The sequence below is a fragment of the Chromohalobacter moromii genome, assembly GCF_023091865.1.
Taxonomy (GTDB): Bacteria; Pseudomonadota; Gammaproteobacteria; order Pseudomonadales; family Halomonadaceae; genus Chromohalobacter; species Chromohalobacter moromii.
On the sequence record NZ_JAHXDI010000002.1, the window covers coordinates 396,121 to 418,317 of the forward strand.

Sequence of the window (22,197 nt, forward strand, 5' to 3'; positions counted from 1 at the left end):
GCTACTCGTCGATCTTGCTCAGTGCCGAGTCCTTGTGCATGGCGATGTGATCGGTCTTGTCGCTCTGGATCCCGTATTGCGGTTCGTCCTCGCTGGCGCGGCGCCGGTGCCCCTTGTATTCGGTATCGCGGGTGTGAACGCGAATGACGCGCCCGCTGACATGGCCCGCCTCCGAGTTCCAGCGGACGCGATCGCCTACCTTGAAACGTTTAGCCATGTTGGCCCTCCATTGCGAGGATTAGTGGAGTTGCTGCATCCAGCATAGACCTCTGTCGGATTACTGAATATCGACGGCATCGCCACGGCGGTCGAACGCCAGGAAGTTATCGATGCTGCCCATCTGCAAGGCTTCGACCATGCGCTGAAGGGGGCGTTCGGCCTCTTCGCTGGTCGGCGGGTTCGTGCCGTCACCGGCCAGGGCGGCGACAAAGACGATGTCCCAGGCCACGCCAGTGAGTCGGGATTCCACGACCAGCGATTCCATGTCGCTCAGTTCATCCAGCGTCTTGTCGACGCACAGGGCCGGTGTCAGCACGCCGCCTTCACCCTGTTCGAAGCGTTCGCGCTGCTGGGCGTCAGGGTTGTCGGGCAGTTCGGCCCTGGCGAAGACGAATAGCAGGCGCTGGGGAGCGGGCTGGCTGTGCACCTCGGTTAGAAGCTCTGTGTAGCTGGCAATCGCCATATGGCTTTCCTCAAGAGAATGTTGGCTGGCAGCGCTCGAGCCGATCCACCGGGAAGGTGCTCGAAGCAGTATTCTGGTGGGTACTGTGCGGCTTTCATGGAGATGAGGGATTGACTCGAGTCAACTGGTGGCCCGACGGGCGGCAAGCGCAACCTCTTGGCACGCCCCGGCCGCGTTCATTGCGGCCAGGGGCGCGTATGAATCGACTGGCTACGCCGGGTCGGTGATGTCCTCGATCCAGGTCAGCGCCGCCACGGCCTGGGGGAAGCCCAGGGTAGGAATCGAGAGCAGGGCGACCTGCTTGAGCGCCTCGGGAGGCACCGACTCTTCCAATCCCCGGCGCGCATGAGAGTGCACGGCGCCTTCGGATCCCGCGCCAATGGCCAGGGCCAGCTTGACGAGCCGGGTCGTCGTCGCGTCAAGCGGGCCGGCCTCGGCACAGGCCTTGCCGAGTTCAGCGTAGGCCTTCCAGATCTGCGGGTGACGTTTGGCCACGGCACCTGCTTCCGAGGGTAATTGCTGTTCATCCATGGTGTAGGCTCCCGGTCGTTTCCTGAATATTGGCTAGCGCATGGCTCGCTCCTACAGCATAGCGTTTACCATTCGACACGCGACACAGCTCCACACTGACCGGTCCGGCTCATGGCCTTGATGACTTCAATCAATATCGGGTGAATATCCAACGATACTGCGTAACAAAACACTGTTTTAGGAGTAAGATATGCAGCAATTCTCCTGCGCGCCACTTATGCGCGACAGGGGGCACCAGGGCAACGACGGCGAACGTGGCTCTCTTGGAGGATTGCCAACGGATTGTAGAGACGCCGCATGGCAGCCGAGAGCTACTGGTGACAACTTTCTTAGTGACCTATCCGGCCCCGCCAACACCATGGACATACTCAATCTCGTTTTTCTGCTCACCCTGGCCGTCGGCGTCAGCCGAATACTGGCCAACATCATCCCCTTGCCCCTGCCTATCCTGCAGATCCTGATGGGCTGCCTGCTGGCTTCACCGCTTTTCGGGATGGAAGTCGAGCTGGACCCCGAGATCTTCATGATGCTGTTCATTCCGCCGTTGCTGTTCTACGATGGCTGGAAGATTCCCAAGAAGGAGTTCACCGATCACGGCGGGCAGATCGCCGCCATGTCGCTGCTGCTGGTGCTGGTCACTGTGGTGGCGGTCGGTTACTTCATCCACTGGCTGTTGCCTTCGATTCCGCTGGCGGCCAGTTTCGCGCTGGCCGCGATCCTGTCGCCCACCGATGCGCTGTCGGTGATCGCCATCGCCCAGGGGCGCCTGCCGCGCCATATGTCGCACCAGCTGGAAGGCGAGGCGATGATGAACGACGCCACGGGGCTGGTCTCGTTCAAGATAGCCATCGCGGCCGCCATGACCGGCGGCTTCTCGTTGCTCTCCGTGTCCGGCGAGTTCCTGATGGTGGCGTTGGGTGGCCTGCTGATCGGTGGCGCGCTGAGCTGGACGGTTGGCAAGATCAAACAGTGGATGACCGCGCGCAACCTCTATGATCCGGCCACCTACGTGGTCACCATCCTGTTGCTGCCGTTCGCGGCGTTCTACCTTGCCGAGCATGCCGGCATGTCGGGCATTCTCTCGGCGGTGGCCGCCGGCATGGTGCAGAGTCGTGTCGACATGCTGCCGGTGAAGACCAGCACCCGCATCCTAAATCGCAGCATCTGGGAAATGCTCGACTTCACCTTCAACGGCGTGGTGTTCCTGCTGCTCGGGCTGCAGTTCCCCGGCATCGTCGAGCGCGTGTGGGCGGATTCCGCCACGCAGAGCTACGCGATGGGTACGCTGGTGCTCTACGCCGTCGTGCTCATGGCGCTGCTGCTGGCGATCCGCTTTGCCTTCATCTATGCCTACCACTGGATCGAGACCCGCCTGCTCAAGCCGCGAGCCAAGGGCGGAGAGAACCAGCCGCTGCTGTTGATCACCACTCTTAGCTCGGTGGCCGGCGTGCGTGGGGCAATTACCCTCGCCGGCGTGCTTTCGGTGCCGTTGTTCATCAATGGCGCGTCTTTTCCCGGGCGCGACCTGATGATCTTTCTGGCGGCCGCGGTGATTATCCTGTCGTTGCTGATCGGCGCGCTGGGCATTCCCTACTTTTTGAAATTCCTGTCGCTGAACGACCTCAAGGAGCACGAACGCGAGTTGCTGAAGGCACGGCAGATCGCCTCCCAGGCCGCTGTCGACTGGCTGGAAGAGTGGTCAAAGGCACAATCGAGCGACGAGCCCGAACCGAAAGGATCGGTGACGGCCCGGATCATCGATTCCTATCGTCAGGAAATGCAGGCGATGGCGATGGAACGTGACGATCGGGCCGACCAGGCGCATCAGCTTCACCAACTGGAAACGGATTTGCGCATCCGAGCCATTCAAGCCCAGCGCAAGGAACTCTATCGGTTGCGCAAGCGGCGGCATATCGATGAACAGATGCTGCAGACCCTGATTCGCGAACTGGATTACGAAGAGGCTGCGCTTCAGTAGGCATGGGAAAGCCAGTCGCCATGGCGACTGGCTTTTTCGTCAGGATCAGCGGCCGTGTGTCGATGGCCGGCGAGGGGAGAGTGGCTCAAGCCGCATGAAGCGGGCGTGCCCGAAGTGCTCGTAGTGACGCCGCTCGGCGGGCACGCCGAGTTCTTGCAGCGCCTCGTCGATCGCGGTCATGAAGCCCTGTGGACCGACGAAATAGCATTCGGGCGAATCGTCGGGTAGGTAGCGTCCAGCAACTCGCGGTTGACGCGGCCGATGTGGTCGGCCCGGTCGTCCCGTTCCCCCCGTTCCCCCCGTTCGTAGAGTGTCACCGATGTCGATGTGCCGGGGTAACTGGTCGGGTGGTAAACCGTGCCGAACGAAATTGCCCCACTGATGTGGGGCAATTCGTTGGCAGGTGAGTCGCTGGCTTCAGCCTTCCACTTTGGCCTGCACGCTGTCGTTGCCTTCGTCGTCCAGCCAGTCGATGTGGTGCATCTTGCGCACGATGACGAACTCGTCACGGTTGGAGCCCACGGTCCCGTAGTAGTTGAAGCTGTAGGACAACTGGGCGTAGCCGCCGATCATGTGGGTTGGTTTGGGGCAGACGCGGGTCACCGAGTTGTGGATACCGCCACGGGTGCCGGTCACTTCCGATCCGGGCACGTTCACGATGCGCTCCTGGGCGTGGTACATCATCGCCATGCCGTTCTTGACCCGTTGGCTGACCACCGCCCGGGCGGCTATCGCGCCGTTGGCGTTGTACAGCTCGATCCAGTCGTTGTCCTCCACGCCGATGGCACGTGCATCGTCCTCGGACAGCCAGACGATGGGGCCACCGCGCGACAGCGTCAGCATCAACAGGTTATCGCTGTAGGTGGAGTGAATGCCCCACTTTTGGTGCGGGGTGATCCAGTTCAGCGCGATCTCCGGGTTGCCGTTGCTCTTGTGCTCCGTGATGCCGGTCATCGCCTTGGTGTTGATCGGCGGGCGGTAGACCAGCAGGCTCTCGCCGAAGGCACGCATCCAGGGGTGGTCCTGATAGAACTGCTGGCGGCCGGTCACGGTACGCCACGGAATCAACTCGTGGACGTTAGTGTAGCCCGCGTTGTACGACACGTGCTCGTCCTCGAGGCCCGACCAGGTGGGACTGGAGATAATCTTGCGCGGCTGAGCGACGATGTCGCGGAAGCGGATCTTCTCCTCGTGCTTGGGCAGCGCCAGGTGGGCGTGCTCGCGGCCGGTGATCTTGGACAGCTCATTCCAGGCCTTGACCGCCACGTTGCCGTTGGTCTCGGGGGCCAGCGTCAGAATCATCTCGGCGGCATCGATGGCCGTCTCGATGTTCGGACGGCCTGCGGCCGGACCCTCGGTCTTGCGCTGGTTGAGCTTGCCGAGCAACTCGACCTCGGGCTGGGTCTGCCAACTGATGCCCTTGCCGCCGTTGCCCAGGGTGTCGAGCAGCGGACCCACCGAGGTGAAGCGCTCATAGGTCGCCGGATAGTCACGCTGCACCGCGATCAGGTGCGGCAGGGTCTTGCCGGGAATCGGCTCGCACTCGCCTTTCTTCCAGTCCTTGACTTCGGCCTGGGCCAGCTCGGCCGGGGAGTCGTGCTGCATGGGCAGGGTGACGATATCGGTCTCTTGGCCCAGGTGGCCCTCGCAGGCCTTGGAGAAGGCCTTGGCGATGCCCTTGTAGATGTCCCAGTCGCTGCGCGCTTCCCAGGCAGGGTCGGTGGCGGCGGTCAGCGGGTGGATGAACGGGTGCATGTCCGAGGTGTTGAGGTCATCTTTCTCGTACCAGGTCGCCGTCGGCAATACCACGTCAGAGTACAGGCAGGTGGTGGACATGCGGAAGTCCAGGGTCACCAGCAGGTCGACCTTGCCCTCCGGGGCATCATCGTGCCAAGTGACTTCCTCGGGCAGCGTACCGTCCGTGTCGCCCAGATCCTTGCCCTGCAGGCCATGCTTGGTGCCCAGCAGGTACTTGAGCATGTACTCGTGGCCCTTGCCGGAGGAGCCGAGGAGGTTGGAGCGCCACACGAACATGTTGCGCGGGAAGTTCTGTGGGCTGTCCGGGTCCTCGGCGGCGAAGCGCAGGTTGCCGCTCTTGAGCTGGGCAACCACATAATCGGCCGGCTCGAGGCCGGCGACGCGGGCGGCCTCGGCGAGCTGCAGTGGGTTGGTGTCGAGCTGCGGCGCGGAGGGCAGCCAGCCCATGCGCTCGGCGCGCACGTTGAAATCGACCAGGCTTCCCGTGAAGTCCTCGCGACGCGCCATGGGCGAGAGCAGCTCGCTTATTTCGAGCTTCTCGTAGCGCCACTGGCTGGAGTGATTGTAGAAGAACGAGGTGCCGTTCATGTGGCGCGGCGGACGCTGCCAGTCGAGGCCGAAGGCCAGCGGAGTCCAGCCGGTCTGCGGGCGCAGCTTCTCTTGGCCCACGTAGTGCGCCCAGCCGCCGCCGCTCTGGCCGATACAGCCGCACAGGATCAGCATGTTGATCAGGCCGCGGTAGTTCATGTCCATGTGGTACCAGTGGTTCATACCGGCACCAACGATGATCATGCTGCGCCCCCGGGTCTTGTCGGCGGTATCGGCGAATTCGCGCGCAAGGCGGATGGCCTGGGCGGCGGGCACGCCGGTTATCCGCTCCTGCCAGGCGGGGGTGTACGGACGCACCTGGTCGTAGGCGGTGGCGCCGTCGTCCTCGCCCTCGGTGCCCAGGCCGCGGTCGATACCGTAGTTGGCGACCATCAGATCGAACACGGTCACCGCCAGCACCTCGCGACCGTCGGCCAGGGTCAGGCGCTTGGCCGGCAGGTTGTGATAGAGCACGTCGTTGCCAGCGACATGATCGAAATGTTCGTGGGCAATGCCGCCGAAGTAGGGGAAACCGACCCTGGCGACGCTGTCGTGGCTCTCGTCCAGCGACAGCTGCAGGGAGACCTCATTGCCCTCGGCGTCGAGCGGCTCGAGGTTCCAGCGACCCTTGCCGCCTTCCTTTTCACCCCAGCGGAAGCCGATGGAGCCGCGCGGTACCACCAGGCGATTGCCGGTCTCGTCCCAGGCCACGGTCTTCCAATCCGGGTTGTTGTCCTGGCCCAGGTTGGCGTCGAAGTCGCTGGCGCGCAGCTGCTTGCCGGGCGCAAAGCTGCCATCCTCACGGGCCTCCAGCTCGACCAGGAACGGCATGTCGGTATAGCGACGCACGTAGTCGGTGAAATAGGCGCTGGGCTTGGCGAGGTGGAATTCCTTGAGGATCACGTGGCCCATGGCCATCGCCAGTGCCGCGTCGGTGCCCTGCTTGGGGCTCAGCCACTCGTCGCACAGCTTGGCGACCTCGGCGTAGTCCGGGGTAATGGCCACGGTCTTGGTGCCCTTGTAGCGCACCTCGGTGAAGAAGTGGGCGTCGGGTGTGCGCGTCTGCGGGACGTTGGAGCCCCAGGCGATGATGTAGCTGGAGTTGTACCAGTCGGCGGACTCGGGCACGTCGGTCTGCTCGCCCCAGGTCTGCGGCGAGGCCGGCGGCAAATCGCAGTACCAGTCGTAGAACGACAGGCACACCCCGCCGATCAGCGACAGGTAACGTGCGCCGGCGGCATAGGAGACCATCGACATCGCCGGGATCGGTGAGAAGCCGATGATGCGGTCGGGGCCGTACTGCTTGGCGGTGTAGACGTTGGACGCCGCGATCAGGGTTTCCAGCTCGTCCCAGTCGGCGCGCACGAAGCCGCCCATACCGCGAACCTTCTTGTACTGCGCGGTCTTCTCGGGGTTCTCGACGATGGAGGCCCAGGCCAGCACCGGATCGACGTGCTGGGACAGCGCCTCGCGCCACAGCTTGATCAGGCGCTTGCGCACCAGCGGGTACTTGAGACGGTTGGCGCTGTAGATATACCAGGAGTAGCTGGCCCCGCGCGGACAGCCGCGCGGTTCGTGGTTGGGCAGGTCGGGACGGGTGCGCGGATAGTCGGTCTGCTGGGTTTCCCAGGTGACCAGGCCATTCTTGACGTAGATCTTCCAGCTGCACGAGCCGGTACAGTTCACCCCGTGGGTGGAGCGCACGATCTTGTCGTGCTGCCAGCGGGCGCGATAACCGTCTTCCCAGTCGCGGGTTTCGTCACGGGTCTCGCCATGGCCATTGGCAAATGCCTCTCGGGGCTTGCCCAGATACTGCAGTCGGTCGAGGAAATGGCTCATTATATCTTGCCTCTATGGAGTCCGGTCAGGAGTCAGGGAGTCGTCTCGGTCATATCGCCGGGGCCAATGAGGTATGGCTGCGCCAGCAGGCTTGCCATGGCGAACCTCCCATGCATGAACTGAACCCACCATAAGGAGCCTACGTCGGGTCGATTTTGATTTCAGTCAAGTTGGGTAGCGAACTCCTTCGCTTACCTCGCAATATCACCCGGACTACCTCTAAAGGGTTATCGGGGGCTAAGCGGGGGTTGGGTAACATCGTGCTCATGATGTTGCGTAACCCCCGCAGGAAGGAGAAATACGCCATGACCCGCATTGCCACGCTGAGCGAATCGCGCGATAGCTGCCACAACTGTCGTCTGCGCACGCTGTGCCTGCCCGACAATCTGCCGAAGGAAGACATCGGGAAGCTGGAAGGGATCGTGCAGCGTCGCAAGCCGGTATCCCGGGGGGGCTATCTATTCCAGGCCGGGCAGCGTTTCAACTCGATCTATGCGGTGCGCACCGGGGCCGTGAAGACGTCGACCCTGATGGCCAATGGCGACGAACATATCTCGGGATTTCACCTGCCGGGCGAAGTCATTGGCCTCGATGCCATCGTCTCGCGGGATCACCCGTCGAGCGCGATCGCCCTGGAAACGGCCAGTATTTGCGAGATTCCTTACGCCGAACTGGAAACCCTGAGCGAACGCACGCCGGCCCTGCAGCATCGGCTGATGCGCATCATGAGCCGCGAACTGCTCGCCGAGCAGAGCACCAATCATCTACTGTCGCGTCGTTCCGCTGAACAGCGCCTGGCCGTCGTGCTGCTCAAGTTCTCGGAGCGCTTCGCCGATCGTGGCCTCTCGGCGCTGCGCTTTCGCTTGCCGATGTCGCGCCTCGACCTGGGCAACTACCTGGGCCTGGTGCCCGAGACCATGAGCCGCACCTTCCGCCGCCTGGAGGAGCAGGGCCTGGTCAGCATCGCCGGAAAGGAGATCGAGATCGTCGATAGCGGCGCGATGAAGGCACTGGCATTCGGCGCAGAAGGTTCACAGACGGCGCGGACCTGAGCGGGAGCGCGATGCATCTCATGGCGGCGTGACTTCAGTCAACCTGGCCGTCCGCAGCGGGCGCTAGAGTGAGTCTGGATATACTCGCTCTGGTAATCGAAATGACCCGCTTCCTCAATCCTGTCCTTCTCGGTAAGCATGATCGTCCGGCTCCGGATTATGGGATCTTTCCCAGCCTGGTCCGCTTTCCTGCAAAGCTCACAGCAGACGATTACCGGCTGGCGGCGCATGGCAGTAACGAAGACCCCATCCCCAAACCATTGACGGCTCATGTGCATGTGCCCGCCAGGTTGGGCCACGAGGTCAATGGGGCGGCTCGCTATCTATCTTATCTCAAGCATGAAATAGCGCTTCAGGGGAGCCTGTTTGATGTCGACCGCTGCATCGAGCAACTTGTTCTGACCGGGAATGGCGCGGGGTGCCTTGGCGATGACCAGTTGGCCGGCCTGATGACCGAGTTGCGTCGCCATTTCGGGCTAAAGCGCAGCCGCGACAGGGACTTTTCGCTGCGCACCGGGCCGAACCGTCTGTCGCCGCAACGCTTGGCCGATTTGATTGCCCTTGGCTTCAACCGGTTCAATATCGATATACGGGATGCCGGGGCCGCGGCGATAGAGCGCCTGGTCGAGATCCAGGCCGCGTCTCGCCACGCTTATCTTCACCCGCCCACTCTCGAGTTGGCGCTGCGGCTGCCTGGACGGACGCCCGCTGGTTTCTCGGCGCTGCTCGAACGCTTGGTATGCCTACGTCCCGAGCGTATTACCCTGTCTCGCGATGTAGGTCACTGCACAGCTGACTGGCCAAGGGGCTCTGGCGGTTCAGTGCCGGGCGATCTGGGCGGCACGCCCGAGCGTAGCGAGACCTTGGCCCTCCTTGTACAAGGTATAGAACGCCTGGTGGCGGAGGGCTACGTACATACAGGCATGGGGCGGCTTGTCCTTTCCAGCGATACGTTGGTAGCAGCGCAACGCCGTGGGTGGTCGCAGCGCTGCCTCGAGGGTTATCACCTCCACGGCGATTCCGACTGTATCGGGTTCGGTGTTGGTGCGATCAGCCATGTCGCCGATGGGTACTACCAGAATGGACGAAAATTACCGGACTATTATGCCCGCCTAGACGCCGGCGAGTTGGCCATCTGCCGGGGCTATGAGCTGAACGCCGATGACAGGGTGAGGCGCGATGTCATCCAACGCCTCATGGGAAGCGGCGACGTCCCTTATACGGCTATCGAGAAACGCCATCGCATCGTGTTTCGCAACTATTTCGCCCCCGAGCTGCTGGTCCTGCAGGAGATGGCCGGCGATGGTCTGGTCGACATCCGACGTGATCGTATTGCACTGACGCCGCCGGGACGGTTACTGCCGAACCGTCTCGCCATGGTCTTCGACGGCGCCTTCAGCGAATCGAAACCGCGGTACTTGCAGATGGTTTGAAGATGGTGTGATCGGCGCTGCCACGTTGACATCGTGCGGAGGGCGCCGTTGTCTTGGAGGGGACAGCGGCTGACGATGAGTTATCAATGCTCGGGGGCGCGCGGGGCCTGAAAAATGTCGCTGTTGCTATCGCCATGTACCGTCAGGAAGCCTACGAGGCCTTTCTCGACACGGGCCAGGGCATGGTCCACCAACGTATATGTACCTGGATAATCGACCTTGAACTCGACCATGGCGGTGCTGCCTGGGGGGACTGAGATGGTCTGCACATCGGTCAGCGGAGGACTGGTCAACGATCCTAGGTTGTAAACCTTGTCGAAGGTCTCACCGATGATATGGAAACTGGACGTTTTGTTGGGGCCGCCGACGCCGAAGAAGATACGCACGGTTTCGCCGACTCTGGCTTCCATCTTGTGGATGCCGGTCAATGCGCCAACCGCGCCGTTGAACGTGAAATAGTCGGGTCTTTCGGCGAGTAGTTTGTCGAGCGAAAATGCTTGAAGACCTGAGCTACCGTGCGGCTCCCGGGTATAGATTTCGCCCTGCATCACATAGAACTCTCTGTCTACCGGCGTCAGACCTCCTTCGGGCTCGACCAGGATCATGCCGTACATGCCGTTGGCGATATGCTGAGCTACCATCGGCGTCGCGCAGTGATAGACATAAAGCCCCGGCTTCAGGGGCTTGAAGGTAAAACGCCTGGATTGCCCCGGAGCGACTTGTGTAACCTTGCCGCCGCCACCGGGGCCGGTAGCGGCATGCAGGTCTATCGAGTGGATATGATGGCTGCTTGCGTCATTGGTCAGATTGACGGTGACTGTGTCGCCCACCCGAACACGCAGAAAGGGGCCGGGTACCTTGCGATTGAAGGTCCAGTATGTGTAGCTTGAGTCATCCGCAAGGTGGCCGGCGGCCTCGCTGGCTTCCAGGTTCAGTGTGACATGCTGGGGGGCGCGCGTGCCGACAGGCCGGCCCACTGCAGTAGGGGACTGTGAAATGGTGGCCGTATCGCCGCCAGGCCCTTCCTGTTTGGCCCCTTTCTGTTCTGTCTCTTTCCGTTCTCTTTCTTCCTGTTTGGGATCAACGATGAACCGGCCGGTCATGCCCATAGACTTGTGACCGGGCAGGGAGCATTGATACTCGAATGTCCCGCTGTGGTCGGCTTTGAAGACGATCGTGGTTGTCGCCCCTTGGGTACCGATACGCTCCGAATCGACATTGAATTCGGACACCACGATATCGTGAATTGCGCCATCCCCGTTGATCAGCTCGATCTGGACGATAGCGCCCTCGGGAGCGTTGAGATCGGGATTGACCTGCCCCTTGATAGCACCGCTTTCGCCGACGAAGGCCCAGTGGCCGTCGACGATAGCCGTGCGCAATGTGTAGCTTACGTCCGGTGCCGCATCGCTGGAAACGTCGCGACTTTCTTGCGCCGCGAGGCTCGTATCGAACACCAGTCCGATCAGGAAGAAAAGTATGCAAGCGATCGACTGGCGAGGGGCTGCATTCATCAAGGTCTTATCCTTGCTGAGACGAACTTGAAATATGCCCGAAAAATAACACTCCAAGGGGGCTCCATGATTGATTCGACTCAAGGAAGCTCGACTTCGGGTTCGCCGATTTTCAGACAGAGCGTAGCCAGGAAAGCGGATGGTGATTGATAGCTACCCCGACGATATACATGAAGATGGCGATCGCGACGAGTGCCGCCGCGGCGCGGATAGTCGGCGTCCTGCCGCGCTTGATGGCCAGGGTGCCAATGATGATGTAGGCCACCAGGCCGACCAGCTTGGCCGCCAGCCACGGGTGCTGGGTAGGCCAGGCTTTCGACATGACCATCAGTGTGATACCCGCCGCCAGCAGTACCGTATCGATTAGATGCGGCAACACCTTCACCCAGCGCTGCCGACGTCGCGGCGACTCCCTTACCGACCACCAGGCGCGCAGGCTGAATAGCGCCAGACTGAGAGCGGCGGCGGTGATGTGGACCTGCTTGATCAGGGAATAGTCCATACTAATTCTCAGTACGAAGGAGTGGCGGTGGCGGACGCTCAATCGCGACGGACTCGAAATACGACGCGAGTCGCGAGACCAGTAGATCCAAGGCATGGTCCGAGGGGGCGCCAGCCGGAGGCCGTGCCTGGTTCGGATTGAGGCACTTTTGAAGAACATAATGGCGTACACCGCAATCGGCCAGTGACATGGCCAGCCTCTCCAGGTCGCGCAGCGAAAAGGTACGCCAGTGTAGGGACGTGCGGCACTCCAGCTCGATCCTGCTATCCAGCAACAGTGCCAGACTCTGCATATTGCGGTGCCATATACCTTGCTTTTCGCGGGTGTGGCCGGCCTTCATGCTCCAGCCTCTGATGTCGAGTCTTACCCAATCCAGCCAGGGAAGCGCCTTGGACAGGCGCTTCGGGTAGAGGCCTGTCGTGTGTAACCCGGTGTCGAAATCGCGAGACTTGATGTCGTGTAGCGCCGTAGGTAGTTCGTGGTGAAGCGTCGGTTCGCCACCACCGATCACCACCCCATCCAACAGGCCATGACGACGATCGAGCAAAGCGCATACGTCTCGCCATTCATATGGCTTGTTGCGCTGGTGTGGCGTCATTCGCACGTTGTGGCAATACCCACACCTTGGCGAGCCGTCCCGCAGGAATATCGCACAGGCTCGACGCTTGGGAAATTCCTGTGTCGTCAGTGGTACTAGGCCAACGATCGGCAAGGAGGCGGAAGAGACATTGATAGACATGGGGTTTTCCATATGTGTCATGGCTCTTGTGGTCGGAGACGGGGGCGACTTCGAGGGAGAAGGATGAACCCTGGGGGGACTCGGAGTCCTCGATATATCAGCTGAGAGCCGCCTTCTGGTGGCTGTTGTCCATGCCGGGACGGCCGTGCCAGAAGCCGTCGCAGATATCGGCATCGACCAGAGCCAATGGGTCGGGCGTGGGTTGCTCGCCCCGTCGCGCGGCGTCGAAAGCGGCGACTACCTTGGCCATGCCTTCGGCGCGGGGGCTCAGGCGTGCCACGCCGACGCCCATATCGGCCATGTCGCCTACCTCGTGGCGCAGATCCTGGCAGGCTCCGGAAAGGGTTTGGATGCCGTTCAGCGTGAAGACCTCCTTCGACTCCTGAGAGCGCAGCGGTAGCCCTTCGGGATGCTTCTGGCACACGAACTGGCAGCGGTCCTTGGGCTTCCGGTAGCGCCGGGCGGTGAAGCAGCGCGACGACCAGGCCAACGGCAGGTGGCCGTAGGCGAACACTTCGCAGGGCTGGTCGAGTCCCTCGGCACGGCAGTCGGCGAGCAGGCGGGCCAGGTCGTCGCGCGACATCTCCACCGGGGCGTGCCAGCGCTGCATGCCGGCGCGGGCCATGACGCCGATCGTTGCCGGGTTGTAGAGGTTGAGCGCAGCCCCGGCGATGAAGGGCGCACGGGCGGCGGATAGGTGATGCAGGGCGCTCTGGTCGTTGGCCTCGATGATGAGCTCGCCGTTGTCGCACAGCTTGCGCAGGTCGCGCAGATCGGCCTCGGATTCGATCAGCGTCTGGCTCGACAGCACTACCTGCTTGCCGCTCTGGGTCAGTTCGCGGCCTAGCCCTAACCAGTCGTCGAGCTTCATGTCGCGACGACGCGAGCAGACCGACTCGCCCAGGTATACGATCTCTATCGGCCAGTCGGCGGCCTCGCGATAGAAGTTGGCGTAGCGCTCGCGGGTCCAGTAGAAGAGCACTGGGCCCAGCGACAATTGCAGCGTCTCGGGGATGGACATGACTCTCTCCTATTTCCAACTGCGTTCGTAGGCGCCCAGGGTGGTGGTCGCGCCCTCGGAGACTTCGCCGAGACCGGCTACCCAGGCGGGATCGGGATGGAAGCGCTCGGGGGTGCGTTCGAGGCGGTCGAGCGCCTGACGCCAGATATCGGCGACCTTCGAAACGTAGGCGGGGCTGCGTTGGCGCCCCTCGATCTTCACCGCACTGATGCCCAGCTCGGCAAGCTCCGGCAACAGTTCCAGAGTGTTGAGGCTGGTGGGCTCTTCGATGGCATGGTAGGTCTCGCCGCCCACCTCGAAGCGCCCCTTGCACAGGGTGGGGTAACCGGCCCGCTCACCCTCGCCGTAGCGGTCGATCAGCACGCCGTTCAAGCGCGACTCGAGCCCCTCGGTGGTTTCCTCCCAGCGCACATGGGCCGCCGGCGAGCAGACCCCGCGGGTGTTGGGCGATTCCCCGGTGAGGTAGGAGGAGAGATAGCAGCGCCCCTCGGCCATGATGCACAGGCTGCCGAAGGCGAATACCTCGAGCTCCACCGGGCTCTGCCTGGCCAGGTCGCGCACTTGGGTGATGGAGAGTACCCGTGGCAGCACGGCGCGTGTGATGCCGAACTGGTCGTGATAGAAGCGTAGCGCCTCATGGCTGGTGGCCGAGCCCTGTACCGAGAGGTGGCGGGCCATGTCGGGATGGCGCCGGGCAGCGTAGTCGAGTAGCCCCATGTCGGCCAGGATCAGCGCGTCGACGCCGAGTTCGGTGGCCTGATCCACGGCGCGGGTCCACTGCACCCAGCCGTCGGGCTGCGGATAAGTGTTGATGGCGCAGAACATCCGCGTACTACGGGCATGAGCGTAGTCGATACCCTCGCGAGCGCGCTTGTCGGTGAAGTTGAGGCCGGCGAACTGTCGGGCGTTGGTGGCGTTCTGGAAGCCGAAATAGACGGCATCGGCGCCTTCGTCCACGGCCCGTTTCAGGGCGGGCAAGTTGCCAGCCGGGCAGACGAGTTCCATGTCGCTCTCCTCATGGTTTCAAAGCCCGACCATTCTAGTCGCGTATTCGACGTCGACTGTTGATTCTGGTCATGGCGAAGTGTGGTTCGTGAATGATGGCTCAGTCGCGCAGTTCGAGCCTTTCGAAGGTGGGGCGTAGCGTCGTGAGTAGCGATTCCAGGGCCTCGCCGTCAGGGCGTCGTGGCGGTGGGGTGGCATAGCTGGGGTTCAGGCACTGTCCCGTGCGCGCCAACTGGATGGCATAGCGAGCGACGCCGCGTTCGGCGAGATCGAGCGCCAGCCGCTGCAGGCTCGCCAGGTCGAAATCGCGCCAATGCACCGTGGTGCGGCACTCGAAGGGAATGCCGCTCTCCAGCAGCAATGCCAGGCTGCGCTCATGGACGGCAGCCATGCCGGGGCGACCGACGATGCGGTCGAAATCGGCGTCGGCTCCCTTGACGTCCAGTCCCACCCAGTCGAGCCAGGGCAACAGTGCCTGCAAGCGCCGTGGATAGACCCCGGCGGTATGCAGCCCCACCTTGAAGCCCAGGGCGCGGGCCCGCTCGGCGGCTGCGGGAAGGCCGGCATGCAGCGTGGGCTCGCCACCGCTGAACACGACGGCTTCCAGCAGGCCCTGGCGGCGTTCGAGAAACGCCTCGATCTTGGCCCACTCCTCGGGGGTGGCCTTGCGCGGTTCGAGCATCTGCGGGTTATGGCAGTAGCCACAACGCAGCGGGCAGCCCTGCAGAAAGATCACACAGGACAGGTGGTCGGGGTAGTCCAGGGTGGTCATGGGCGTGAGGCCGGCCACGGGCAGCCGTGGCCGGTGAGTATCGGTGTCGGTCATGGCCTATCCCGGCCGGGCGCCTGTGGGCGCCCGGCATCGTGGTGGGTTCAGAAGGAGGCGGCGCGCTCGCTGAAGTGGCGACGCTCGCGGTGTTCGGACTGCTTGCCGCGGTTGAACTGGCTGACCGGGCGATGGTATCCCATCACGCGAGTCCAGACCTCGCAGCGTTGGCGCTGTTCGGTGGGCAGGTTCTCGATGGTAGGGTTCATGTGATGCTCCTTTTACGCTGAGGGAATGACCTCAGGCTTTCTCGGCAGCCGAGGCCTGTCTGGCCAGAAGCGCGTCGTCGCACTTCGGGCAGAACTCGTGTTCACCGGCCAGATAGCCGTGTACCGGACAGATCGAGAAGGTCGGTGTCACGGTGAGGTAAGGCAGCCGGAAACGTGACAGGGCGGTGTGCACCAGTTGCTTGCAGGCCCGTGCCGAGGAAAGTTTCTCGCGCATGTAGAGATGCAGCACGGTGCCGCCGGTATAGCGGGTTTGCAGCGGATCCTGGTGGAGCAGCGCCTCGAAGGGGTCGTCGGTGAACCCCACCGGCAGCTGGCTGGAGTTGGTGTAGTAGGGGGCCTCTGGCGTACCGGCCTGGAGAATGCCGGAAAAGCGTTTCCGGTCTTCCCTGGCGAAACGATGGGTAGTGCCCTCGGCCGGGGTCGCCTCCAGGTTGTAGAGGTGGCCGGTGCTTTCCTGGAACTCGCGCATCCGCTCGCGGACGTGATCCAGCAGTTCCAGGGCCAGTTGCTGACCTTCCGGGGCGGCGATATCGAAGCGGTCGGCGCTGAAGTTGCGCACCATCTCGTTGAGGCCGTTCACACCCAGCGTCGAGAAGTGGTTGCGCAGCGTGCCCAGGTAGCGCTGGCTGTAGGGGTATAGGCCGTCGTCCATCCACCGCTGGATGCACTCGCGCTTGATCTCCAGGCTGTCGCGGCCCAGTTCCAGCAGTCGGTCCAGCTCTTTGAGGAGCCCCGCCTTGTCATCGGCGAAGCGGTGCCCCAGGCGCGCGCAGTTGATCGTCACCACGCCCAGCGAGCCGGTCTGCTCGGCGCTGCCGAACAGGCCGTTACCGCGTTTGAGCAGTTCGCTGAGGTCGAGCTGCAGCCGGCAGCACATGGAGCGCACCATGTGCGGCTCCAGGTCAGAGTTGAGGAAGTTCTGGAAGTAGGGAAGACCGTACTTGGCGGTCAGCGCGAAGAGCCGCTCGGCGTTGCCGCTCTCCCAGTCGAAATCCGCGGTGATGTTGTAGGTGGGGATCGGGAAGGTGAAGACCCGGCCGCGGCAGTCGCCCTCCTCCATCACTTCCAGGTAGGCGCGGTTGAGAAGATCCATCTCGGCCTGCAGCTCGCCATAGGTGAAGGGCTGCTCTTCGCCGCCGATGACCGGAACCTGATCGCGTAGGTCCTGCGGGCAGATCCAGTCGAAGGTGAGGTTGGTGAAGGGTGTCTGGCTGCCCCAGCGCGACGGCACGTTGAGGTTGTAGATGAACTCCTGCACCGCTTGTTTCACTGCTGGATAGTCGAGCCGGTCCTTGCGTACGAAGGGCGCCAGGTAGGTATCGTAGGAGCTGAACGCCTGGGCGCCGGCCCATTCGTTCTGCAGGGTGCCAAGGAAGTTGACCATTTGGCCCAGGGCGCTGGATAGATGCTTGGGCGGTGCGCTTTCGGCCCGTCCCGGCACGCCGTTGAAACCCTCCGCAAGCAGGTTGCGCAGTGACCAGCCGGCACAGTAGCCGCTGAGCATATCCAGATCGTGGATGTGCAGGTCGCCCTGGCGGTGCGCTGCACCCACCACAGCAGGATAGATCTCGTTGAGCCAGTAGTTGGCGATCAGCTTGCCCGAGGCGTTGAGAATCAGCCCGCCCAGGGAGTAGCCCTGGTTGGCGTTGGCATTGATGCGCCAATCGGCGCGTTGCAGGTATTCGTTGACGGTCGAGGCGACGTCGATGGTGTGATGGCGCTGCACGGAGGGACTTGTCACCGGTTGCTCCCATATATGGTATTGATATTTTTAAAATGCACTACATGATGTGTTTTCAAGCGTAGGCGCCCCAGAGTTGAAAAGACATGATGCAGATCAGGAAAAGGACAATCGGTGGTGATACCCGCCTGAACGGGGCTGCCGGGGCCAGGTCGACCGGGGGGAGCCTGACACCACCGCGCAGCACGAAGAAAGGATGACCGCAAGGGCCATCCTTTGAGTCGATGCGGTAGGGGTTAGGGAGTATCAGGTCGCAACGCTGCCCTTGGCCTCGCTGTCGGCGCTCTCGGTCGACTGACGCCGTGCGCGCCCGCACAAGGCGGAGACGACCTGCCAGGCCACGGCCAGGGCGCCGACGATGAACACCACATCTCCGACGGTGCGGATCCAGCGCAGTGTCTCCAGCAGTGGCTGTTGCATGAAGGCTTCGCTGCGGGCGTACCACAAGCCCTCGCTGGCGCTGGCAATGAACTGGATCACACCCACCGGCAGCAGGCTGGTGAACAGCATCAGTGCCAGGCCGGCGTTGAGGCAGCAGAAGCCGACCTTCATCAAGCGGTCGTTGAATACTAGGCCCGGCCTGATGTAGCGCAGCACCAGCAGGGTGAAGCCCAGTGCCAGAAAGCCGTAGACGCCGAACAGGGCGGCGTGGGCGTGGGTCGGCGTGGTGTTGAGTCCCTGTATATAGTACAGCGCGATCGGCGGGTTGATCATGAAGCCGAATACCCCGGCGCCGAGCATGTTCCAGAACGCCACGCCGACGAAGAACAGCAGCGGCCACTTGACGTTCTCCATCCAGGGGGCACGCTGCCTGAGGCGCCAGTGCTCCCAGGCTTCGTAGCCGAGCACCACCAGCGGCACGACTTCCAGGGCGCTGAAGGTGGCGCCGACCGCCATGACCGGCGTAGTGGTGCCGGCGAAGTACAGATGGTGGAAGGTACCTGGAATGCCGCCGAGCATGAACAGCGAGGCCGAGGCCAGGCTGGCGGTGGTGGCGATGCGGCGGGAGACCAGCCCCATGGTGCAGAAGATGAAGGCCAGCGCGGTGGTCGCGAACACCTCGAAGAAGCCTTCCACCCACAGGTGGACGATCCACCAGCGCCAGTACTCCATCACCGACAGATGCGTACGCTCGCCATAGAAGAAGCCGGCGCCGTAGAACAGGCCGATGCAGGCCACCGAGGCGGTCAGCAGGGCCAGCAGGTGCCTGTCGCCGGGCCGACGCAGGGCGGGCACGATGCCGCGCAGCATCAACACCAGCCAGAAGGCGATGCCGGTGAACTTGCCGATCTGCCACAGGCGGCCCAGGTCGACGTACTCATAGCCCTGATGGCCCAGCCAGAAGTTGAGGTCCGCGGGCATGACCTGGGCGATCGCCAGGTAGTTGCCGATGAAGGAGCCGGCGACCACGACGATCAATGCCCAGAACAGGATGTCCACGCCCAGCTTCTGGTACTTCGGATCCTTGCCGCCATTGATGATCGGGGCGAGGAACAGGCCGGCGGCGAGGAAGCCGGTGGCGATCCAGAACAGCGCACTCTGGATATGCCAGGTACGCAGCAGCGTATAGGGGAACCAGCGGGACAGCTCGATGCCGTAGAAGCTCTGGCCTTCGATGGTGTAATGTGCGGTGGCGCCGCCCACGAACACCTGGAAGACGAACAGGCCGACCACCAGCAGCAGGTATTTGCCCAGCGCCCGCTGCGATGGTGTCAGCGCGATGCCGGTCAGCGGATCCTTGATGGGGGGCTCGGGTTCGGCCGCGTTCTCCTTGTGCAGGAACGCCCAGGTCCAGATCAACAGGCCGATACCGGCGATCAGCAGCACCACGCTGGCCAGCGACCAGAAGATGTTTTCCGCCGTGGGAACGTTGTCGATCAGCGGCTCGTGCGGCCAGTTGTTGGTATAGGTCGCCACGCTTCCCGGGCGCTCGGTGGCGGCCGCCCAGGCCGTCCAGAAGAAGAAGTGGGTCAACTGCTCGCGGCGCGCGGCACTGGGCAGCGTATCCTCCTTCATGGCGTAGCTTTCGCGAGTGCTCTGTAGCGCGGGATCGTCGCTGAACAGGCGGCTATAGTAGTCGGCGGTCTGGGCCATGGCCCGGGCGCGTCGCTCGGAGACGGTCACCGTGTCGCTGGTGGCATCCAGGGTATTGGTGCGATACGCCTGTTTGAGTTCGAACTCGAGCTGGTTTTGCTCGCTCGGACTCAGAGAGGCGTAGGACGCGCTATAGGTCTCCTCGGCAGCCAGTTCCAGCCAGGCCATCAGCTCGCGATGCAGCCAGTCGGCCGTCCAGTCGGGGGCCTGATAGGCGCCATGTCCCCAGATCGAGCCGAGCTGCATGCCGCCGACGGACTGCCAGGCGGTCTGGCCGTCGAGGATGTCGTCTTCGGTCATCAAGAGTTCGCCATTCGTCGCCACCACTTGGTCGGGGATCGGGGGCGCCTGGCGGTAGACCTCCTTGCCGAAAAAGCCCAGCAAGGCGAAGGTGACGCCCAGGACGATCAGCAGCAGGCCCCAGAGCTTGCGGTAATTAGCCATGCCGAGCCTCCTGCACCAAGGCCTGTTCGAACAGGACGTCGTTTTCCAGCTGCATGTGTTGGACCAGGTCCTCGCGGAATTCGCGCAAACCGTCGTATAGCGCACGCCAAGTCGTGCAGGCGTCCGCGGGCGCCTGGAGATCGCGCGTCAGCACCATCACCTGATCCAGCGCTTCATGGTGTTCGTCATGCTCGAAACGCATGACGGCAATGGGGCCACGGGCGGTGCCGCCACGCTTGATCCTCGGGAACAGCACGCTCTCTTCCTTTTGCATATGGCTTTCCAGTGCCTGATGCAGCTCTTCGAGGTGATCGGCCAGGCCGCGGGGGCACTGGACATGCGTGTCATGGACCTGTTCGACGCGCCGCGCCAGGCGGATGAGTTCGGGCAGCTGCTGGCGATGGATGGCGTGATAACGGGCCAGGATATGATCGATCAGTTCGCTGGGAGATCGCTCCGAAAGCGTCATGGCGTGCTCCTGTAACGGTAAATGACGCTCCTTCATTGCAGGTTGCATGCCAATCTTTAACCGGTTGATTTGACTCGAGGAACGTTGATTGAGGTCAATTCGACCCAGCGATGTCGGGGTAATAATGACCAGGCCATGGTGGCGAATACCCGTGGTGTCATTATGAGCGCTCAGGAGCCTACCCATGCTGGAAGAAACCGTGCTTGCCGATCTCACCGCTGAATTGCCCAGTGCGGTACGCCTGCAACGCCTGGTGAAGACGCTGCGCGAATACTTCCGCTGCGGGGCGGTAGGCCTTTTACGTCTCGACAGCGAGGCGTTATGCCCGGTGGCGGTCGAGGGGCTGACGCGCGAGGTGTTGGGGCGGCGCTTCATCGTGGCTCAGCATCCACGCCTGACGGCGATCCTCGCCCAGCGAGAGACGGTGGCCTTTCCACCTGATTCGACCCTGCCCGATCCTTACGATGGCCTGGTTGACAATCACATCGGTGCCCCCTTGCCGGTGCACGATTGCATGGGCATCAGCCTGTATGTCGAGGGCAACCTGTGGGGGGCATTGACCCTGGACGCGCTCACCCCCGGAACCTTCGACGAACGTGCCCACAGTGACCTGCAGCGTTTCACCTTGCTGGTCGAGGCTGCCGTGCGCTTGACGCGTCTGGAGCAGGACGTGCGTCGCCTGCGCCTGTCGCGAAGCGATGCCGCCAAGGACATCAGTGAACGTCAGGAGGGCGAGATCATTGGGCAAGGTCCCACCATTCGTCAGTTACTGGATGAGCTTGAAGTGGTGGCGGATTCCGAACTGCCCGTGCTGCTCACGGGCGAGACCGGGGTCGGCAAGGAGCTATTCTCACGCTATCTGCACCAGCATTCTCGACGTCGGCAGCGCCCGCTGATTCAGGTCAACTGTGCGGCGTTGCCGGAGTCGTTGGCCGAGAGCGAGCTGTTCGGTCATGTGAAGGGTGCCTTCTCGGGGGCGGGCAGCGCCCGCGCGGGGCGCTTCGAAGCAGCGGACGGCGGCACGCTGCTTCTCGATGAGGTCGGCGAATTGCCACTCGCTATCCAGGCCAAGCTGCTGCGGACCCTGCAAAATGGCGAGATCCAGCGCTTGGGCGAAGACGAACCGCGCCATGTCGATGTGCGCGTCATCGCCGCCACCAACCGCAATCTGCACGACAGCGTGCGCGCCGGTCATTTTCGCGCCGACCTCTATCACAGGCTCTCGGTTTATCCGGTGCCGATTCCACCGTTGCGTGAGCGGGGCAACGACGTACTGATATTGGCCGGCCATTTTCTCGAACTCAATCGAGCCCGCCTGGGGGTACACAGCCTGCGATTATCGCCCGACGCCGAGGATGCGCTGTGCGGCTACGACTGGCCGGGCAATGTCCGCGAACTCGAACACGTCATCAGCCGGGCGGTGATCAAGGCACTCAGCCAGGGCGCGCGCCGCGAGGATATCGTCACGCTGGAGCCCGAGCTGCTCGACCTGCCGCTGGCCGTTTCCACCTTCTCGACTATGACGGCTTCGGAGGCGGCGGTGACATCGCGCCGGGATACCCCGGCGGAATCGCTGTACGACAGCGTGACGCGCAGCCAGCGTCACGCCATTCGTCACGCCCTAGAGCGTACGGGCGGCAATTGGTCGGCGGCGGCGCGGCTGCTCAAGGTCGATGCCAGCAATCTACATAAGTTGGCGCGCCGCTTGGGGATAAAGTAATCGGGCGTTAGCTATTTTGGTGCCTGCCTCT

At 62.8% G+C, this 22,197-nt stretch carries 19 protein-coding genes; 5 read left to right on the forward strand and 14 right to left on the reverse strand.

What is annotated here, in order from left to right; genetic code table 11:
• Position 1 precedes the first annotated feature (1 nt).
• The 3 genes from KZO83_RS08400 to KZO83_RS08410 form a co-directional block, all read right to left on the reverse strand.
• Positions 2 to 217 (reverse strand): hypervirulence associated TUDOR domain-containing protein, encoded by a 216-nt coding sequence (locus KZO83_RS08400; protein WP_247620455.1) that lies wholly within the window; start codon positions 215 to 217, stop codon positions 2 to 4.
• A 60-nt stretch (positions 218 to 277) separates the two neighbouring features.
• Entirely contained in the window at positions 278 to 682 is a 405-nt protein-coding gene (locus tag KZO83_RS08405; RefSeq protein ID WP_178999282.1) for a ribonucleotide reductase subunit alpha, read from the reverse strand.
• A 210-nt stretch (positions 683 to 892) separates the two neighbouring features.
• On the reverse strand, positions 893 to 1,213 hold the full coding sequence (locus tag KZO83_RS08410; protein ID WP_075368167.1) for a carboxymuconolactone decarboxylase family protein: 321 nt from the start codon (positions 1,211 to 1,213) through the stop codon (positions 893 to 895).
• A gap of 358 nt (positions 1,214 to 1,571) precedes the next feature.
• Here KZO83_RS08410 and KZO83_RS08415 point away from each other — a divergent pair, with 358 nt between their 5' ends.
• Together KZO83_RS08415 and KZO83_RS16360 are read left to right on the forward strand one after the other, a co-directional pair.
• On the forward strand, positions 1,572 to 3,191 hold the full coding sequence (locus KZO83_RS08415; RefSeq protein WP_178999319.1) for a Na+/H+ antiporter: 1,620 nt from the start codon (positions 1,572 to 1,574) through the stop codon (positions 3,189 to 3,191).
• A gap of 105 nt (positions 3,192 to 3,296) precedes the next feature.
• The gene (locus KZO83_RS16360) at positions 3,297 to 3,419 is read left to right on the forward strand and encodes a hypothetical protein (RefSeq protein WP_261505577.1); all 123 of its coding nucleotides are present in this window, start codon (positions 3,297 to 3,299) and stop codon (positions 3,417 to 3,419) included.
• A gap of 189 nt (positions 3,420 to 3,608) precedes the next feature.
• Here KZO83_RS16360 and KZO83_RS08420 read toward each other — a convergent pair whose 3' ends face one another.
• On the reverse strand, positions 3,609 to 7,376 hold the full coding sequence (locus KZO83_RS08420) for a nitrate reductase subunit alpha (RefSeq protein WP_247620456.1): 3,768 nt from the start codon (positions 7,374 to 7,376) through the stop codon (positions 3,609 to 3,611).
• A 305-nt stretch (positions 7,377 to 7,681) separates the two neighbouring features.
• Here KZO83_RS08420 and fnr point away from each other — a divergent pair, with 305 nt between their 5' ends.
• Positions 7,682 to 8,428 carry a fumarate/nitrate reduction transcriptional regulator Fnr gene (gene fnr / locus KZO83_RS08425; RefSeq protein ID WP_075368164.1) on the forward strand — a complete coding sequence of 249 codons (747 nt, stop codon included), beginning with the start codon at positions 7,682 to 7,684 and terminating at the stop codon, positions 8,426 to 8,428.
• A 68-nt stretch (positions 8,429 to 8,496) separates the two neighbouring features.
• Positions 8,497 to 9,861 carry an oxygen-independent coproporphyrinogen III oxidase gene (locus tag KZO83_RS08430; protein ID WP_178999286.1) on the forward strand — a complete coding sequence of 455 codons (1,365 nt, stop codon included), beginning with the start codon at positions 8,497 to 8,499 and terminating at the stop codon, positions 9,859 to 9,861.
• A gap of 83 nt (positions 9,862 to 9,944) precedes the next feature.
• Here the strand turns inward: KZO83_RS08430 and nirK are convergent, their stop codons facing one another.
• From nirK to KZO83_RS08475, 10 genes are all read right to left on the reverse strand, one after another.
• On the reverse strand, positions 9,945 to 11,375 hold the full coding sequence (gene nirK, locus KZO83_RS08435) for a copper-containing nitrite reductase (protein WP_178999320.1): 1,431 nt from the start codon (positions 11,373 to 11,375) through the stop codon (positions 9,945 to 9,947).
• A 112-nt stretch (positions 11,376 to 11,487) separates the two neighbouring features.
• On the reverse strand, positions 11,488 to 11,877 hold the full coding sequence (locus KZO83_RS08440; protein ID WP_178999287.1) for a SirB2 family protein: 390 nt from the start codon (positions 11,875 to 11,877) through the stop codon (positions 11,488 to 11,490).
• Between the two features lies 1 nt (position 11,878).
• Positions 11,879 to 12,790 (reverse strand): radical SAM protein, encoded by a 912-nt coding sequence (locus KZO83_RS16425; RefSeq protein WP_336296576.1) that lies wholly within the window; start codon positions 12,788 to 12,790, stop codon positions 11,879 to 11,881.
• Positions 12,714 to 13,637, reverse strand: coding sequence for a U32 family peptidase (locus KZO83_RS08450; protein WP_178999289.1), 924 nt, complete (start codon positions 13,635 to 13,637; stop codon positions 12,714 to 12,716). The genes KZO83_RS16425 and KZO83_RS08450 overlap by 77 nt, the downstream gene beginning before the upstream one ends.
• Positions 13,638 to 13,646: 9 nt before the next feature.
• Positions 13,647 to 14,642 (reverse strand): ubiquinone anaerobic biosynthesis protein UbiU, encoded by a 996-nt coding sequence (ubiU, locus tag KZO83_RS08455; protein WP_247620458.1) that lies wholly within the window; start codon positions 14,640 to 14,642, stop codon positions 13,647 to 13,649.
• 100 nt (positions 14,643 to 14,742) lie between these two features.
• Entirely contained in the window at positions 14,743 to 15,468 is a 726-nt protein-coding gene (locus tag KZO83_RS08460) for an anaerobic ribonucleoside-triphosphate reductase activating protein (RefSeq protein WP_178999291.1), read from the reverse strand.
• Positions 15,469 to 15,515: 47 nt separating this feature from the next.
• A complete protein-coding gene (gene nrdD, locus KZO83_RS16365) occupies positions 15,516 to 15,677 on the reverse strand; it encodes an anaerobic ribonucleoside-triphosphate reductase (RefSeq protein ID WP_075368156.1) in 162 nt (53 codons plus the stop codon).
• 31 nt (positions 15,678 to 15,708) lie between these two features.
• Positions 15,709 to 17,439: a ribonucleoside triphosphate reductase gene (locus KZO83_RS08465; RefSeq protein ID WP_178999292.1), complete on the reverse strand. Its 1,731-nt coding sequence runs from the start codon at positions 17,437 to 17,439 to the stop codon at positions 15,709 to 15,711.
• Between the two features lie 246 nt (positions 17,440 to 17,685).
• A complete protein-coding gene (locus KZO83_RS08470) occupies positions 17,686 to 19,977 on the reverse strand; it encodes a nitric-oxide reductase large subunit (RefSeq protein ID WP_178999293.1) in 2,292 nt (763 codons plus the stop codon).
• On the reverse strand, positions 19,970 to 20,446 hold the full coding sequence (locus KZO83_RS08475; RefSeq protein WP_245846339.1) for a hemerythrin domain-containing protein: 477 nt from the start codon (positions 20,444 to 20,446) through the stop codon (positions 19,970 to 19,972). Before KZO83_RS08475 ends, KZO83_RS08470 begins: the two co-directional genes overlap by 8 nt.
• A 184-nt stretch (positions 20,447 to 20,630) precedes the next feature.
• Between KZO83_RS08475 and norR the strand changes: the two genes are divergently transcribed.
• Positions 20,631 to 22,166, forward strand: coding sequence for a nitric oxide reductase transcriptional regulator NorR (norR, locus tag KZO83_RS08480; protein WP_247620459.1), 1,536 nt, complete (start codon positions 20,631 to 20,633; stop codon positions 22,164 to 22,166).
• Positions 22,167 to 22,197 lie beyond the last annotated feature (31 nt).